This is a genomic window from uncultured Microbulbifer sp., assembly GCF_947498635.1.
GTDB classification, from domain to species: Bacteria; Pseudomonadota; Gammaproteobacteria; order Pseudomonadales; family Cellvibrionaceae; genus Microbulbifer; species Microbulbifer echini.
The window spans coordinates 40,725-57,610 of sequence record NZ_CANMKV010000021.1 but is presented as its reverse complement, the minus strand read 5'-3'; the positions used below and the strand labels follow the sequence as shown (position 1 = coordinate 57,610).

Annotated in this window: 13 protein-coding genes; 6 read left to right on the top strand and 7 right to left on the bottom strand. The window is 48.7% G+C overall.

The window, feature by feature from the left end; genetic code table 11:
* Positions 1–66: 66 nt before the first annotated feature.
* A complete protein-coding gene (locus Q1A69_RS12330) occupies positions 67–1,005 on the bottom strand; it encodes a hypothetical protein (protein WP_299585708.1) in 939 nt (312 codons plus the stop codon).
* Between the two features lie 623 nt (positions 1,006–1,628).
* On the opposite strand from Q1A69_RS12330, the gene Q1A69_RS12325 reads away from it, so the two are divergent.
* The 5 genes from Q1A69_RS12325 to Q1A69_RS12305 all read left to right on the top strand — a co-directional run bounded on the left by Q1A69_RS12325 (position 1,629) and on the right by Q1A69_RS12305 (position 7,297).
* Positions 1,629–2,354, top strand: coding sequence for a hypothetical protein (locus Q1A69_RS12325; protein WP_299585706.1), 726 nt, complete (start codon positions 1,629–1,631; stop codon positions 2,352–2,354).
* Between the two features lie 303 nt (positions 2,355–2,657).
* The gene (locus Q1A69_RS12320; RefSeq protein ID WP_299585704.1) at positions 2,658–3,773 is read left to right on the top strand and encodes a phospholipase A; all 1,116 of its coding nucleotides are present in this window, start codon (positions 2,658–2,660) and stop codon (positions 3,771–3,773) included.
* 56 nt (positions 3,774–3,829) lie between these two features.
* A complete protein-coding gene (locus Q1A69_RS12315) occupies positions 3,830–4,234 on the top strand; it encodes an NUDIX domain-containing protein (RefSeq protein WP_299585702.1) in 405 nt (134 codons plus the stop codon).
* A 227-nt stretch (positions 4,235–4,461) separates the two neighbouring features.
* Positions 4,462–6,525 carry an aminotransferase class V-fold PLP-dependent enzyme gene (locus tag Q1A69_RS12310; protein ID WP_299585700.1) on the top strand — a complete coding sequence of 688 codons (2,064 nt, stop codon included), beginning with the start codon at positions 4,462–4,464 and terminating at the stop codon, positions 6,523–6,525.
* Between the two features lie 31 nt (positions 6,526–6,556).
* Complete coding sequence (locus Q1A69_RS12305; protein ID WP_299585698.1) at positions 6,557–7,297, top strand: SDR family NAD(P)-dependent oxidoreductase; 741 nt, start codon at positions 6,557–6,559, stop codon at positions 7,295–7,297.
* 4 nt (positions 7,298–7,301) lie between these two features.
* Here the strand turns inward: Q1A69_RS12305 and Q1A69_RS12300 are convergent, their stop codons facing one another.
* From Q1A69_RS12300 to Q1A69_RS12275, 6 genes are all read right to left on the bottom strand, one after another.
* A complete protein-coding gene (locus Q1A69_RS12300) occupies positions 7,302–9,062 on the bottom strand; it encodes an alkaline phosphatase family protein (protein ID WP_299585695.1) in 1,761 nt (586 codons plus the stop codon).
* Between the two features lie 192 nt (positions 9,063–9,254).
* Positions 9,255–9,956, bottom strand: a complete 702-nt coding sequence (locus Q1A69_RS12295; RefSeq protein WP_299585693.1) for a UTRA domain-containing protein — start codon at positions 9,954–9,956, stop codon at positions 9,255–9,257.
* Between the two features lie 80 nt (positions 9,957–10,036).
* Entirely contained in the window at positions 10,037–10,846 is an 810-nt protein-coding gene (phnX, locus tag Q1A69_RS12290; RefSeq protein WP_299585691.1) for a phosphonoacetaldehyde hydrolase, read from the bottom strand.
* 44 nt (positions 10,847–10,890) lie between these two features.
* Positions 10,891–11,445, bottom strand: coding sequence for an HD domain-containing protein (locus Q1A69_RS12285; RefSeq protein WP_299585689.1), 555 nt, complete (start codon positions 11,443–11,445; stop codon positions 10,891–10,893).
* Positions 11,435–12,619 (bottom strand): TIGR03364 family FAD-dependent oxidoreductase, encoded by a 1,185-nt coding sequence (locus Q1A69_RS12280; RefSeq protein ID WP_299585687.1) that lies wholly within the window; start codon positions 12,617–12,619, stop codon positions 11,435–11,437. Before Q1A69_RS12280 ends, Q1A69_RS12285 begins: the two co-directional genes overlap by 11 nt.
* 19 nt (positions 12,620–12,638) lie before the next feature.
* Entirely contained in the window at positions 12,639–13,964 is a 1,326-nt protein-coding gene (locus Q1A69_RS12275; RefSeq protein WP_299585685.1) for a DUF5690 family protein, read from the bottom strand.
* Between the two features lie 288 nt (positions 13,965–14,252).
* Between Q1A69_RS12275 and Q1A69_RS12270 the strand changes: the two genes are divergently transcribed.
* The gene (locus Q1A69_RS12270) at positions 14,253–16,838 is read left to right on the top strand and encodes a TonB-dependent receptor (protein WP_299585683.1); all 2,586 of its coding nucleotides are present in this window, start codon (positions 14,253–14,255) and stop codon (positions 16,836–16,838) included.
* Positions 16,839–16,886 lie beyond the last annotated feature (48 nt).

The following is a 16,886-nucleotide window of genomic DNA, read 5'->3' as shown; positions in this document are numbered from 1 at the left end:
TTCGGCCATGAGGAAATTATTGTTGATGGTTAATCCCGGATTACGGATTTCCTAAGTCACTTTAGATCACTTGGTAATATCAATAAAAATACCCATGTGATCAGTGACTGCCGCAGCCATATTTGCACCATTCACACTAACGGCGGTGCTTTGTGAGATGTAGTCCACATTAATGGTTTTGATTGTCGCCGTATTGTAAACGGCCACATCATACTTTTTACTGGCAGTGCTATTGGTGCCGGAAAAACTGCGCTGGTATGCGTCTGATGGTGTCACTTCATTACCGGAGTGCGCATCGAGAAAATCATTCCCCGTCGCTTGGCTGAGTACAGTGGGTGTAAAACGGGTACTGCCCTGGTTGGTATCCCCCATTACGAGATCGATACCGCCGTGCCCCTGTTGGAGGAGGAAATTATTGATGTTTTGGTAAAAAAGCGTTGCCTCCCCTTCATTTCTGGCAATCCTATTGGGAACATGTACAAATACAGCATTGACGTTACCGGTCTTAATCGCAATCCAACCCATACCGGAATTGAGTATCTGGTGTTGCAAGGTATTGGCTGCATGTACACTAAAACTGTTACAGGCCATTCCGGTAGATCTCGCTCCCACTAAGCCTCCAGCGTGCTGCTGCATGGTGCTCCACTCGCTGTTGGAGCCATTCATCTCGCCATAAACCAATAGATCGCAGGGTTTTCCGAAGGAGCGATAGAGGTGTTGATGGGTTTGGCGCGCCTTGCCTTCAATCATACTGAGAAATTGACTGTTACTGTGTTGCCCCCTGGCCATATGCCCCCGCGGTGCTTGTGCTACCAGTTGGGCCGGGCCATAAATAGGAACATGAGGTTCCACACTATCGGCAGTAGGCATGACCAAATGCCAGGAGTCCTGATTGGCGGCTTGATGGTTATGTGTCACACGAGTGAAATGTTGGCTGTTGGAGGCACCAACGCCGTGATTGGTACTGGCGCTCGAATTTATGGACTGGTAGGCAAAGGTTGGCATATTGGCCACTCATTTTTATCAGGTTATTGAGTAAAGTTATGTATTTAATACCGTTTATTAATAAGAGAAGCCAGTATTTCTTTGGGGATTACACTCTAGGGCGTAAAGCCTAAGATTCCTACGGACTGATTCGGTTGGCTTTTTTGCGTTATTCCTGTCGGTATTCACAGGCTGAACGTCGTTTGCGATAACTTTGGCATTTCTCTACAGCAATTAATCAAGTAGGGGTATAAGCTGGGGATTAAAAATCCGGCACAAGAATGCGTTTGTGCAGGCTGCGCCGAAGTGATGGCTACACTCTGGTCAATCACAAACCTGGGATTGGCTTGAAGATGTTTTCAGGTTTTTAGATCTTTACTTCCGCCGATATGGGCTTCTCTATTTTTACGTTTTCCACTGTCTGTGCAAGCAAATGTTACCTGCTGTAATTTTCTGTTTATCCTGCTCCGCGATCAGTGGGTACATCAATTTCATAAAAATGTATTTTAAAAACGCTTAATAGGCGCCCCAATTTTTTGCTAAATGTGGCGCCAAAGCCGGCGTGCGCAATGCTCCTTGTGCAATACTTTTTGGGTACTGAACCGTCGGTCTGGTGCATGCAGTGAGCAGGGAGGAAATCTGTAATGCGTTTAAATTCAACCCTTGCACAAGGGCGTTATCACTACAGTTGTGACGGGCGAGAAATGCCTGTCCAAGACAGTTGGCAACTGGGATTTGATGCTCAGGGTCGCCGCTCTCTGGTGAGCCAGAGGCTTGTGGGTGATCAGGGCTTCGGCATAGAGGTCTTTGCGGTATTAAGCCGCGGTTTGGTGAGTGAGTGCCAATTAAATTGGCGTGATGAGGTCGATGAGGTCAGTGCCAATTATCATTTATGCCCTGCCGAGGGGCATTCTCCCCGGTTAGGCGATGAAATAGAAGCCAAGTGGAGTGGACCCAACGGTCCACAGGCGTTGCGATTAGGTGGGGACAACCGCCTACTGTTTCCCCTGATGCGGGTATTTATGGGGCCTCTACTGAAAACACTGGTGAAGCACCGGGAGGGCCTGGAAGTGGTCTCTCCTGATATCGTTGATCCTTCCCAGCGAGGCAAGTTGTTGGCTCCGAGGATCAGTCATCGTACTGCGCGAGTCATGGCGGGCGATTCGGCAAGCCAGCGGGCGCAGGATCTAGGGCCAGATATCAGCGGTTATATCTACCAGGGGGACGAGGCGGAGCGTGATGCCCACTGCTATGTGGACAACCGCAGTTTGTTGGTCGGTTATGATTGGCCCTCCAGCACCGGGCGCCTGTGGCAAGTTCGCCTAAGAGACCTCGAGTGGTCGCCCAGTCTCACCAGTCTGCTCTTCTAATATTTACCCTGGGTTGTGTTCACTTATGTCCCTGAAAGTGAACACCCCTACTATATCGGCCTTGTGAATAATGATTATTCGTTGGCGCTTCGTACATAAGGGTGCCGGTTGAATTTTTCACTTCAAAAAAACCTCCAAAATACGTACTTTTTCTCACTCTTTTGAACTTTCCAATCCCAGTGGGCATCCTAGGATGCTGGCTGTAACAGGGCTTTAAGAGAGTGCCTGGAAAATGATATAGCGGGATTTTTACAGTACTGCAGTGTAAGCTTGCGTCACTTTTGTGCTTATGGGGGAACCATTTTGCCTTTTATCAAATCCAGTCCCCGATGGGGTATGCCACTGGCGATCACACTTTTTGTGACTTCTCAGTTAACGTTTAACGTCGCCTTTGCCAGTATCGATGGGGATACAGAGGTAGAGATTCAGGAACTGGACCAGGAGTCTGAGCAGCAACAGGAACAATGCTTACGCGAGCAGTTGCTGATCTCCTCCGCCGATACGACATTGCGCGATATTCGACTGCTCTGTGCCAATCGCTTAAGGGCGGATCTGGGGATAGAGGAAGATTTTTTTGAAGTCGATCCGGTGGTTGAAGCCTATTCCGAGGAGCTGCCCACCGATCAAGTGTTGCTCGGGGGGCGGGCTCAGGCTATTCGCGATGCCGCCAGTAACCCCTTTACCCTGGCTTCCCACAAAACCAATTACATCCTGCCATTGACCTACAATCCATCCCCGGAAAAAGGGGGACTGTCCGATTATGAAGGCAAAGGTTCCGACCTGGATAACCTAGAGGTGCAATTCCAGTTATCGGTTCAGGTACCTGTGTGGCGGGGTTTTCTGGGGAGCGCTTCATTTATGAGTGTGGCTTACACCAACCGCAGTTTTTGGCAGGCCTATAACTCTGATAACTCCTCGCCATTTCGCGAAACCAACCACGAGCCGGAGCTGATTTTCACCTGGCTCAATGATTGGAGCCTCTTTGGCTGGCAGAATGTGGCCAACCAGGTCGCTTTTAATCACCAGTCCAATGGGCGCAGCGAACCCTACTCGCGCAGCTGGAACCGGGTATACGCAAACTTTCTGTTCGAGCGGGATAACTTTTCCCTCGGTGTTAAACCCTGGTATCGCATACCGGAGGAGCGCGAGGATGACGACAACCCGGATATCGAGCACTACCTAGGGCATTTTGAACTGAGTGGGCGCTATCGCGACGGCGATCACACGGTGGCGATTATGGTGCGCAATAATTTGCGCTCGGAAAATCACGGTGCGGTTGAGCTGACTTGGGGTTTCCCCCTGGGCGACCGGGTGGATGGTTACATCCGCTATTTTAATGGCTATGGCGAAAGTCTGATCGACTACGATGAGTCTGTTCAGACTCTGGGCTTTGGTTTTACCCTGGCTCAGGGATTCTAGCCCTCATTTAGAGATAGAATCGTCAGATCAGTATCGGATCGTCAGGGATGGGATCGATGGGATTTGAAGACAGCTACCGGCTCAGCGCACACGCGGTAATTACCAATGATGCGGGTGAAGTCCTACAGTTGCTGGCCACCTATGCCAATCGCAGCTGGGGACTTCCCGGCGGTGCTCTCGATCCGGGAGAGACCATCCACGAGGCCCTGCGGCGCGAATGTCGGGAGGAGCTGGGTCGTGAGGTGTGTATCGAGTACCTGAGTGGTGTTTATTACCACAAAGTTTATAACTCCCATGTGTTTATTTTTCGCGCTCGCTTTGATGACAGGAGGCATATCTCCCTGTCGAATGAGCACTCCGAGGTAGCCTATTTCCCTCTAGAGCGGCTCCCCGAAGTGCAGCGACACAGGGTCAGGGACTGCCTCGAATTCGACGGCTGTGTGCGCAGCGCAAAGTTCTAACTTTCCACTCTTCCTTGGCAATAGATCTGGTCGGTCAGCTTGCTTTTGGCGAATATCGCCAAAAGCGCTGTCGTCGCGGAATTCCGATGCCCTCTCTATTAGTATTTGCCCTCTGGTTTTTCACCCAAGAATTCCAGATCCTCCGCGATTGTCGGGGGACTAAATAAAAGTTAATAAAATCAAATAGTTGAATAATTAAAGCGGCGGCCCCCGATAAGTTGCGGGCTATGCTGGTGGATAAGAATATGGGTTTGGACATGAAGATGCCTGAATTGGGCAACCTGAAACACAGCGCACAGAAGCTGGAATGCCATGTGGCGCTGGTGAGTGCAGACAGCAAGTTGGCGGGAGACTGGGTCAGCGCCCTGAACAGCACCGCAGCTTTGCATGAGAATCCCTTCGGCCTGGTTTTTGAAGCGGTGATCCCCGCAGATGCGGAACAGCTGGCGCTGGAAGAGGGGCGTCTACAGGCCGTTATAGTGGATGGGGGTACTGATGCCCAGGGCCTGGAAGCTGCGGATATGCTCGCTGACCAGATTCATGCACTTCGCTCTCAACTCAATATTTTTCTGGTGGCGCAAAGCGATGTCGCCGGTGGTACGCCACTGGCAGGGAAAAGCGGCGTCAAATCACTGACCAGTCTGCGCAGGCGCTTCGACGAACTATTTGACCGCCGTGAGGGCAACTTCAACCATATGTTCCGTCTGGTGCAGGCATTTATCGCCCGCCGGGCCTCCACTCCCTTCGCCGATACTTTGAAAGAGTACGTATTCTCCGCGCGCGATGCCTGGCACACACCGGGCCACTCCGGAGGGGACAGCCTGCGCAATAGCCCCTGGGTGGGGGATTTCTACCGCTTTATGGGCGAACACGTTTTCAATACGGATTTGTCTGTCTCGGTGCAGATACTGGACAGCCTGCTGGAACCACACTCGGTGATCCAGGAAGCACAAGATCTGGCCGCCCAGGCCTTTGGTTCGCGCCACACTTTTTTCCTGACCAACGGCACTTCCACTGCTAACAAGGTAGTGATTCAGCAGATCCTCGGCGGTGGTGGCAAGATTATTGTCGACCAGGCCTGTCACAAGTCGGTCCACCACGCGATAGTGATGAATCGCTGTGAGCCGGTTTACCTGAAGTCGGTACTGCACCCCGAATTCGGTATCTATGGCCCGGTGAAGCGCTCCGATATCGAGGCGGCCCTGGATGAGCACGGCGATGCGCGTCTACTGGTCATCACGTCCTGCACCTATGATGGCCTGCGTTACGACCTGAAGCCCATCATCGACTACGCCCATGAGCGGGGCGTTAAGGTGCTGGTTGATGAGGCCTGGTTTGCCCACGGTTTCTTCCACCCTGAGCTGCGTCCCACCGCGCTGGAGTGTGGCGCCGACTATGTAACCCAGAGCACCCACAAGATGCTATCGGCGTTTTCCCAGGCCAGTATGATTCATGTGCAGGACCCGGACTTTGACGAGTTCCGCTTCCGCGAAAACCTGAACATGCACGCCTCCACCAGCCCGCAATACGCCATGATCGCCAGCCTCGATGTGGCGCGAAAGCAAATGGCGATGGAGGGTTATGGGCGTCTTAAGCAGTGCTTACAGATGGTGGAAACTCTGCGCCGCGCAGTGAATGAAACCGGTGTATTCCGCGCCCTAACCCGTGACGATCTGATTGCCGAGCCACTTGCCGGCGACAATATTCGCTTGGACCCCACCAAGGTGACCATCGATATCTCCCGCAGTGGCTACTCGGGTAATGAGATGCAGATCAAGCTGTTCGACCAGTATGGTATCCAGGTGGAGAAGACCACCTACAATACCATCACGGTGTTGGTGACTCTGGGCAGCACCGAGAGTAAATTGTTGCGCCTGATTCATGCGCTCAAGCAACTGGCGGGCAATACCCATAAGCGTATTCATGTGGGTACTCCGCGTCGACTGCCGGAGTTTACCCGCTTTACCTGTCTGCCGGCAGACGCCTACTTTGCCGAGACTGAAGAGCTTCCGTTAATGGATAACGGCGTGGATGCGACGCAGAACCTGATCGGCCGCACCAGCGCCGATGAGATTGTGCCCTACCCACCGGGTATTCCTGTACTGGTGCCTGGTCAGGAGATTTCCGCGCAGATTGTGCAGTACCTGCAACAGTTATTGCAGGGGCAGAATACTACGGAAATTCACGGCCTGATTTTCCGCTCCGATGAACCCATGTTGCGTGTGGTCAGGGAAGTACCTGGGACCCTGGAAGCCACAGGTAAAAAATCCGGCGGCAAAAAGGCAAAATAGACCCCACGAGCTATCCGGCATGGAGGCCGGTATGTTTGATCAACCAAGGACGGTATTACTTGCTGGCGCGTCAGGCGACCTGGCCCGCGCAATAGGCGCCGAAATTGTTCGGCGCTATCCCGATATAGCGCTGCTCACGTTGAGCCGCGCTGCGGTGGATCGGGTGCCGGGGCACGCGGGTGAGCGCCGGCACCTGACAGTATCCCTTGCGGACGAGCACTCGATTCAATCGGTCAAGGCCTTTCTCTCTGAATTTTCCTCTCCGCCCGACTGGGTAATCAACTGCTGTGGGCTGTTACACGATGAGTTCCGTGGTCCGGAAAAATCCCTGGCCCAGTGTGAAGATGACTGGCTGGTACAATCCATACGCATCAATTTGCTCACTCACTTGCACCTGGCCCAGGCACTGGATAGGAAGTTGCTGCGCAAGCAGCCGCTGCTGTGGGTATCCCTATCTGCCAAGGTCGGTAGTATCGGCGATAATGAGTTGGGCGGCTGGTACAGTTACCGTATCAGCAAGGCGTCGCTCAATATGTTGATAAAAAACCTGTCTATTGAATGGGGGCGTCGACTGGAAAGTAGTTGTGTGGTGGCAGTCCATCCGGGAACCACAGATACAGTGCTCTCCAAACCTTTTCAGGGGAATCTAGCACCCGGTAAACTCTATAGCCCGGCACTGAGTGCCGGGCGTATTGTGGATGTAGTAGAACAACTGGCGCCGGCCGATAGTGGCAATTTGTTTTTTTGGGATGGTAGCCGCTTGCCCTGGTAGGCAGTCAGGGAGTCATCAGGCCCGGCCAGGTGTCATCGTCGGTTGTTCGTGGATATCCGTTATACGCCTGATCCGAGGTGATGGAATAGCGTATATAGCGTTGATTTTTCAGGAAGAAATAAGCGCGAATAGAGTTCCATTGGTGGGCCGCAGTAATCTCTGATGCATAGGCGCCGAGTCCCGGCCAGGTGTTGTCATTGACAGCTTGAGGGTAACCGCTGTCAAGCTGATCTTCTTCCAAGTCATAGCGTAAATAATTCCCATCATTGAGAAAGAAATATACTTTATTATTGGGCCACTTCAGGGCTGCGCGAATTTTATTGGCGTAGGTGGCCATACCCGGCCAGCTGTTGTTATCAACCAACTTTGGGTAGCCGGAATCCACGCGATCTTTATCGAGATCGTAGCGTAAATAGCGCCCATCATTTAAGAAAAAATAACCTTTTTCGCTACTGGTTTTAAATGCGGCAACAATAAGGTTGGCATAGTCTCCCAAACCAGGCCAAGTGTTATTATCCGTTGTGCGTGGATAGTCGCTAGAAGCCCTGCCCAGGATTTTGTTATAGCGTACATATTGATTGTCGCTTCGGAAATAGTAAGCACGCGAACCGCTCCAATCGAGACCGGCGATAATGTCCAGAGCGGATTTTCGCAGAGCGACCGGGGTATTGTTATACACAAATACATAATCGAGGATTCCCTGGGCTTTTGTGCGATCGGTCCAGCTCTGTAAACTCGCATCCGTTATATCAATAAGCTGATCATTTTGGTAAATCTCAACTGGACCGCTATCCGTTGAATACCATTGAATCGTTGTATTATTGGTCGATATCAATTTACGTATGCCAGGGCTACCAATCAGTGGATTACCATCCAGCTTCCAGGTCGTTTTTAGGTCGATATCCATAAAACGGAGCACCGTTGGTGCAATCGAAGTTTGTGCGGCATGGCCATAAATCCCATCAAAATCTTCATTGTGGATATCCTCAACATATTCACTGTGCTCGGCATTCAATGGCAGGTTACTGCCGATAAAAATAGTTTTCTCACTGGTCGTTTGTGATCCGTGTCCGCAGCCACGGGAATCACGGCCGTGATCTGTGGTTACGAGTACCAACCATTCCTCCCCGCGAGCAATACGTGACTCGACTGCATCTAGCAGCATACCCAGCTGAGTATCGCTTGTGTGAATGCTCTCGTTATAGCGATCGCCAAAGCAAGAGCTATGACCGGCACCATCGGGATCATCCAAGTGCAGGAATAGGAAATCTACTTTGCCAGAAGAAATCTCCTGCACTCCGCGAGCGGTGACATCCGCATCGGAAAGGCCACTTAAAACCAGATCGGCCTGCGCCAGGTCAGCTGTAAAGAAGTTGGTATTGATAGGGCTCCAGTGCGATAGGCTGCCTACCCAAAAGTTATTGTCCGCTTCTTTAATACGCTTGAATAAACTTGGAAATATAGCATTTGCTTGGCCAGAGTCATTGGCGGCAACTTTGTGCTTGTCCACCCAAACTCCAGTAAGAATAGTGGACCAGCCAGGTCCACTTTTAGTATCTTGCTGGTTGGGGGTACCGTTGATGCCACCGGTATAGGCTTTGTGTAAAATTAATCGGTCATAATTGGGGGTGTCTAAGGCCTTTAGCTTTTCGTACTGTAGCCCATCAACGCCAATAAGAAGTACCTTCTTATTGTTCTGGGCAAAAACGTACTGGGTACTGGAAACCAGCATGATCCACAATAGGCAGGAGATGAGCCTCTTCATATCGAATATCCTGTATTTTAAATTGTATCTGGCCTAGACCAGATTTATTAGGATAGACAATGGTTGTTAAATGCCAATGAAGGGGTTTTGACTGAGATACTGCAAAGAAAAGACGGTTAATTAAAAGCGAACAACTAACCGACCCCCTTGGGTAAAAGCCAGAAAAAAGTAGCAAGACCGTAAGGGAGGGAATTACTGGGTGGCGACTTCCATTTCTATGGCATGAGGTAGCCAGTATTCAATATTGTAATCGACCAAATGCTCACTGGAATCAAAGCGGAGTCGTATTATTTTCAGGCTTAGGGCGCCAGCGGGAATGCCAAGGGGCTCTGCACACTGTAATTCCAAGTTGGCAACCTGAATGGTACAGCGCTCATGAGTAATAGTTACCGCGTAGCGATCTTTTAATATTTCTGTAACCGATCCCGATAAATCGGAGTCAGATAATCCAGAAAAGCGCTCTGCGGGAAGATAGCTTTCTTCTACCATAACTGCCCGCTGGTCTAGGTAGCGTACTCTTCGCATCTCAAAATACTTAGTGCTTTTACTGGAGCTAAAGACCGAGTAAATAGCGCGGCGTACGATCAGTTTGCGAAATCCCAGCACATTGGTGGTGGGGCTGAACCCCTGTTGCCAAGCCATGGAATTAAAATTGACCTTTTGGGCTGGATTCATTACGAAGCGATTTGGGGCAACAAACCAGCCACGCCGATTTTGACGGTAGATCAGCCCCTCTCCCTCAAGGCGGTTTAATCCGTCGCGCAAGGTAATACGCGTGACTTGCAGTTGCTCTGCCAGTTCACGCTCGGCGGGTAATTTCTGGTTGACGGCCAGGCGACTATTAGTGATCAACAATTGAACATAGGACTTGATATCATCGTAACTGGAGGACACAGTACTTCTCTTGGGTTTGTTCTTAAACTTGGTCTTTAGCCTGGGCTACCGAAGAATTATTGTTGCAGGTTGATAGCCTATCAGGGGCGTTGTCCAAGGGCCAGCCGACGATTGATATCGACCAGTACAGGTTCAAGCTTACTGATATCGTCTATCAAGTAGTGGGCGCCACTATTCTCCAGTTTTTGATAGGCGCTAGTACGGTGACTATTTTTCTCTTCCTCTGAGAGCATCTGCCAGCTTTCCTGGGATAATCCTGAGGCGTTTCCGGAAAGCACCACTGCAACGGTCCACATACCGGCATTTCGCCCTTCGTGAATGCCTGCAGCGGTGTCATCTACCTTGACACATAGGCTGACGGAGGGGATTTCCATTTCAATAACGTTCTTCAATGCGGCGGCCGGTCCGGGTCTCGCGCCTACAGCTTCATCGGCAGCAACTACACAGTCGGGCCTCAGGCCCTGTTGTTGAGCGTTTGCCAGCATTCCCTCAATCATCATGCGGCTATAACCGGTGGTACTGCCGATACGTAAATTACGCTCACGCAAACGAACAAATAATTTGTCTGCCCCTGGCACTATTTGGCTGTGTTTATCAATTTCCTGAATTTGTATTGGGGTCAACTGACGATACAAATCGTCGATATCGGATTCCTGGGATGAGCGCCCGTACTCTTCTTGCCAGGCAGCTTGAATGGCTTCCTGTTGTAACATCCGGCGAATATGCTCTTTCTTCTCGGTACCCATTGGAATGCGGGTTTGCGCCTCATTGACAGAAATCCTCGCATCAGAAAAAACCTGTATAAATGCTTGCAGAGGAGCGCGAGAGCCAAAGTCGACTAGTGTTCCGGCCCAGTCGAGGATAACTGCTTTTAATTGTAGGGATTCCATGTGTTCTCTCTTTTAGGTGATGGATATGGAATTGAAACGACAGATTATTTATTGCGTACCTTTGCACAGACCTTTAGCCAATGATGAAAAGTGGCCATATCTCTTCCTGGAATCTTTCCGGCATCATCCCATTTGCGGAGGAGCAGGGCGTCTCTGGCGAAGGGATTTTGTAGAAAACCAATTTGCTCTTGATTGCTCATGCCTTCGCCTTGCTTTACCAGAGTGTTTCGGCTGGCTCTGGATAGCTGCGCTTCGTAATGACTATCCGTATTCTTAAGGAATCTCTTCGCCTGAACATGCAAGGCGATGGGTATGGTGACACTAGAGGGAAATCCCCACTTTTCGAGCAGAGCTGCGCCTATAAGTTCATGTTTGCAATAGCCCTCGGAATCTATACCGGGTAAGTTTTCCTTAATGGCGTAGAGATGACCGATATCGTGTAGAAATGCAGCCACAATCAATTCGTCAGTGCTATCAGTGTGTTCTGCCAGGGTTGCACACTGGATAGCATGTTGTAGTTGTGTACAGTTTTCCCCGAGTGTTAAATGACCGTACTGTAAAAAAAGCTGACTTATTTCATCCACAACATCAATATTCATCGATAAGGCACTCTTCAAGAGGATTTTCTTCAAAAATATTTTTCACTACCCGCTCCATTAATGCGGGTCCAGTCGTCATGCCTTTTCCGCCAATACCGGTCACTAAATGGATATGCTCAGCAGCCGATTTGAGGAAGATACCTCGATTATTTTCCTGGCTGTAATAGCCATTCCAGGCCCTGGCTATATTGTAATGGGGAAGGTTGAGGATACGTTTGGCTTCAGCCATTATCAGTGTGTTGATTTCTTGTCGGATCTCATAGTCCAACGTGCCCGAGTCTAGGGCAGAGAAATACTCATGGGAGTCACCGATGATAAGGCTACCATCGGCAGACTGACGAAATAGCAGGTGGATTCCAAGTTTTTTATAGTCTGGATCGATCTGAGGTTTCGGTAAATTTTTATAGTTGGGACAGCTTTTGAAGGCCTCATAACGGCGTATAGTCAGGGCTGTTAACAAATTTCCTGGAACCTTGATCTTTTCGAAGGGCTGAGTACGCAACATTTGTAACTTACTAAGTTGCATTTTTTTCGTTTGCAATAAATGTGGAAACAAGTGGCTAAGTTGGTGGCCACAACAAATCAGTGCGCGCTCTGAGAGATGAATTTCTCCAGTTGAGCAGCGAACCCCAATACCGCTATGAACTTCTTCTACGGCAATTACCGGAGTGGCTTTTTTAAAGTGGAGGTTGGCCTCATCATCCAGGTGTTTCCAGAAATATTTCATCATTAGAGTACTTTCTGAACTCATTTCCTGTGGGTAGAGGAGACCACCGTGACAATAACCCTGGGCCAGGGGGGCAATACGTTTTCGGCACTGTGTGGGTGTAAGAAGCTTGGAGGTGTAGTCCGTTTCACAATTAATCTCGTGCATTTCCTCAAGGATACTTGTCTCTTCTGCACAAGAAGCTACATAGAGAGATCCTTGTTGCTTAAGTGCATCTGGCATTAATGATGTCAGCTCGCCATAAAGCTCTAGTGATCGCCGCCCCAGGTTACGCCATAAGTTCAGATTCATACCCGATGGCACTATTTGCCCAAAATTCCGTACCGTTGCGCCGTGAGATTTAGTACTGGCATCGATGAGCAATACCTTTTTTCCGGACTTGAGTGCATGGTAAGCGGCAAAGCTACCAAGCACTCCGGCACCGACGATGGCGATATCGAATTTCATATCTTGCTTATAACCCTTTTTACACTGGAGAAGTAACTAGCTCTGACCGTGGACAATGGTTACGGCGCAGGCGGCGGAAGGAGATAAGTGAGAACAGCATTAGCAGAATGCACGCAAAACCGGTGGCGTAGGAAAACTGCTGGGTAAACTGTAACCAGTTTAGATTTGGCTGTGCGAATGTTTTATACAGCATGACTCCAATACTGCCGATATAGCCTGAACTATCTGCCAGATAAATAACGAATCCGGCATTGCCAAGACTTTTGGTACAGGCGACTAGACGTTCAAATAATAAGCAGTTAAACGGAACATAACCGATATAGAGTCCAACATTTATAGCGATCATCCAGGTGGCGCCGGTTATAGAGCCCGTCTCGAACACCAGCGTTGCTGTAATGCAAGTAGCTCCCCCAATCGCTACAAATAACTGATTTAGCTGCAATGCACGATAGTTATTTCGTACAAAAATAAGTAGAGCCAGGGAGCCAAGTACCACCAGTGCAACAAGTAGACTACTGGTGAGGAAAATATGAGGTGTTTCACCATATCCCAGAGCTTGCCAGAGTTCAGCAGCAAAATTATCGGTGAAGTCGCGAAATGCGGTTAGAAATACATAGGTCAATATTAAGGCCAGCAGACCAAAATGCGTTTCATTGAGAAAACGGTTGCGCATCTCATCAGTCATAGGTGTTCTTTTTTTGCGTGCACTAATGTCGGCTTGGCTAGGTTGTGGGGTTCTACTGAGTGCAAGTGTAGATACCAGCAGGCCAGGTAAGAATAGTAATCCAGCCGCTGCAGGCATCCAGAGTTCTGGAATTTTCCATTCCAGCAGAAGATAAGCAGCTACCGCTTTTACGGCTCCTGAAGAGACGATTAGGCTAACACATAAAATAGCGCCTAGCGCTTCAGTAAGGCGACGGCCTTCCAGGTAACTGAACACCAACCCCCAGACCATTCCCAGGGGAAGGCCATTTAAAAAAAGCATGGCCACATTATAGGGAGCAGGAGTTATTGCGAATGCAACCAGGGCCAAGTGACTGGCAAGGACCAGGGCTAGAAGTAACCGGCCTCGCTGTAATGGACGCAACTCTGAGACGACCTTAATCCCGATAACTTTTGAAAATGTATAGCCTAGTAGTTGGGAAATAATCAGCGCGGTTTTGAAGTCGAGAATAAACTCCCAGCCTGGAATATCAGAATAGGAAGCGGCTGCAAAGGGCTTTCGAAAAGCATACATGCAGAAGTAAGTAGAAAAGGCAGCGATTCCAGAAAAGAGCAGTAGAAGCTGCTCGCTGATAAAATCTTTGCTGTAATTGGGTGCCTTTCTATTGCTGATATTTTCCATACTGTTCAGTAATCATATTCTGGTCTAGTCCAGATTCTAAAGGTTATCGATTAAACTTTTGTGACCGTATCTTTCTTAAATTCAGAAATGTTTGTCTGCTGTACTAAGTGATTTCACTAAAGATATATCGTGCTGTGGGGGCGTGAAAATATTCATGCTTCTGTTATACAAACGTCATGCCTGCACACTAGCATTCTGGTCTAGTCCAGTTTGTGGTGCGGTCAAACTCGTTAAATTTACTTCGGTAACAGTTTGCCCTTCATATTTTATTTGATAAGGGGATGGAGAATGATTCGAGTCAAATTATTGCCTGCAGCGATCGCTTTGCTAATTGGGCAGGGTAGTTACGTGTTTGCTCAAGAAAGTAGTGAGCAGGGAGCTCTGGATGATTACGGCATAGAAGAAGTGGTGGTGCTAGGCCACATGTTTGATACTGAGTTGCATTCACTGGAGATACAGAGGGAATCTAACCGTATTGTCAGTGTGGTATCAGCAGATGGTATTGGCAAGCTGCCCGATCGTAACGCTGCAGAGGCAGTTCAACGAGTTTCAGGTGTTTCTATTGAACGTGACCAGGGCGAGGGACGTTTTGTAGCTGTTCGCGGTCTCCCATCCCAGTGGAGCTCCTCCAGCCTCAATGGCCACCGATTGCCATCTGCAGAAGAGGAAACGACCAGCAGGGCTACGGCTTTTGATTTCTTCCCATCGGAATTGATTGAGCGTATCGAAGTTTCCAAGGCGCTCACTGCCGATCAGGAAGGAGACTCTATTGGAGGTAATGTCAACTTTGTCACCCGCACTGCGCCTGAAGAGCGCACTCTGGATTTATCCCTCTCCGGTGGCTATGCGGATAAAGCGGATGGTGATATTAAATCCATGAGTATTCTATATGGAGATAGAAGCGAGGAAGGTAAGTGGGGATTTCTTGCTAATGTGACCGGGTGGAGCAGGGACTGGGCAACAGATAATTATGAGCCCCGCCGTAAAGGTGTGGGAATATATCGCCTGGAATTACGAGATTACACTGGGACAAGGGATACCCTTGGCTTAAATATTGCTACTGAATACCGGTTTGACGATGGAGGCAAACTTTTTGCACGTGGTTTATATGGAACACTTGAGGATGAAGAAATCCATTATAAGCATAGGCTGAGGTTTGATAAGGATAGAATGGAGCTTCAACACATACACAATACGCTGATTACTCGTATGCAGGGCTTCGAAGTTGGTGGGGAAAGCTTTATAGGAGCTGATAACCAGCTGAATTGGAGTTTAGCCAGTTATGATAATGAGTTCCGCTACGGGAATACACCTAATAAAGAAGATCACTCTTATTTTGTAATGCGCTTTGACCAAGCGAATGTGGGTTATATTGGCTTGGCTGAGGATGGACTGGCCTATAACCAGATTGATGGTGGCTATGATCCAGCAGAAAATATACCGACTCATCTTCCCGATCATTTTGTGATGGACCCGGCTCAGTCCAATTTATCCTGGGTTGAACTTTATAAAGTGTATGTCAACGAAAAAGATAAAGTAGTTGTTTCTTTTGACTTTACTTCGGAGCTTTCCAGTGAGTTGGAATTAAAGTTCGGAATGAAATATCGGGATAAGGAGCGAGTGTCAGAATTTTCCGATGAATTTTACGCCTGGGATGAGGTGAACTACGGCTCTGCTCCGGTTCTTGCTGATTTCACATTGTCTGACCAGCCTGGTAGAAGTTATTTCTTATCTGAACTGGATGTTAATTACGCCTCACAGTTCTCACAATCGGCTTCAATGTCGCAGTTGGAAAAATTTTGGAACGAAAATCGAGATAAATTTATTTTAGTATCAGAAGAATCTGCTTTGGTGGAAAATGGCGGTGCTCTTGGACGCAATTTTGAGCTAACTGAAAGTCACCTGGCTGCTTATGGTATGGGAACTTACGATTTTTCAGAGAGAGCGACTTTTGTAGCTGGGTTGCGGCTGACTCAGACACAAACTGAGGTGGATAGCCAGGTGTTTATCACCGATGAATCTGACAATGGTTACCTGGTGCCTTTTAATGGCCAGAAAGAGTATTTATCCATTCTGCCATCGGTACATCTAAAGTATGCGCTTACGGAAGATAGTAACATCCGGTTTGCTGTTACCCGAACATTTGCCAGGCCGGATTTTGGTGACCTGAATCCAGGAGGTTACTACGCCGAACACGATAATGAATTTATAGGTGGTAATCCAGATCTTGATCCCACTTACTCTTGGAATCTGGATATGATGTATGAATACTATTTCAATGAATTCGGAGTGTTATCTACTGGAGTTTTCTATAAGGATATCACCGATCCAATTTTTAAAGATGTTAAAGAGGGCGAGTATAACGGGGTTTCCGGAGTTGATATCTACAGCCCGGAAAATGGGGGCGATGCATGGCTGAGAGGTTTGGAGTTTAACTTGGTGCGTAGGTTGGATTTTCTGCCTGGATTTCTTTCAAATATTGGGGTATCGGCAAATATCACCTTGATGGAGTCAGAAATGCATATCCCAGGACGTGATGAATCTGTGCCGATTTCCCGCCAAGCAGATTTGTTACATAATTTCTCTATCTACTATGACGACGGTGCTTTCTCCATACGCTTGGCTCAAAATCATAAGGGTGAGTATATTGAGGAGCATGGAGCCAGTAAAAATGGAGATCAATACTATGGGGCCTACACCAGTCTGGAGATGAGTGCAAATTATACATTGAGTGACAGTCTGGTTGTCTTTGTAGAAGCTCTCAACCTGACTAACGAACCTCTAACATATTATATTGGTAATGAAAATAGGCCCAAGCAGTTAGAATATTATGGAGTGCGTGGACAATTTGGTTTTCGCTATAGTTTCTTTTAGCGACTTGCTTTGGTGGCTCAAAGAAACAACACGGCAGTAGCCGTGTTG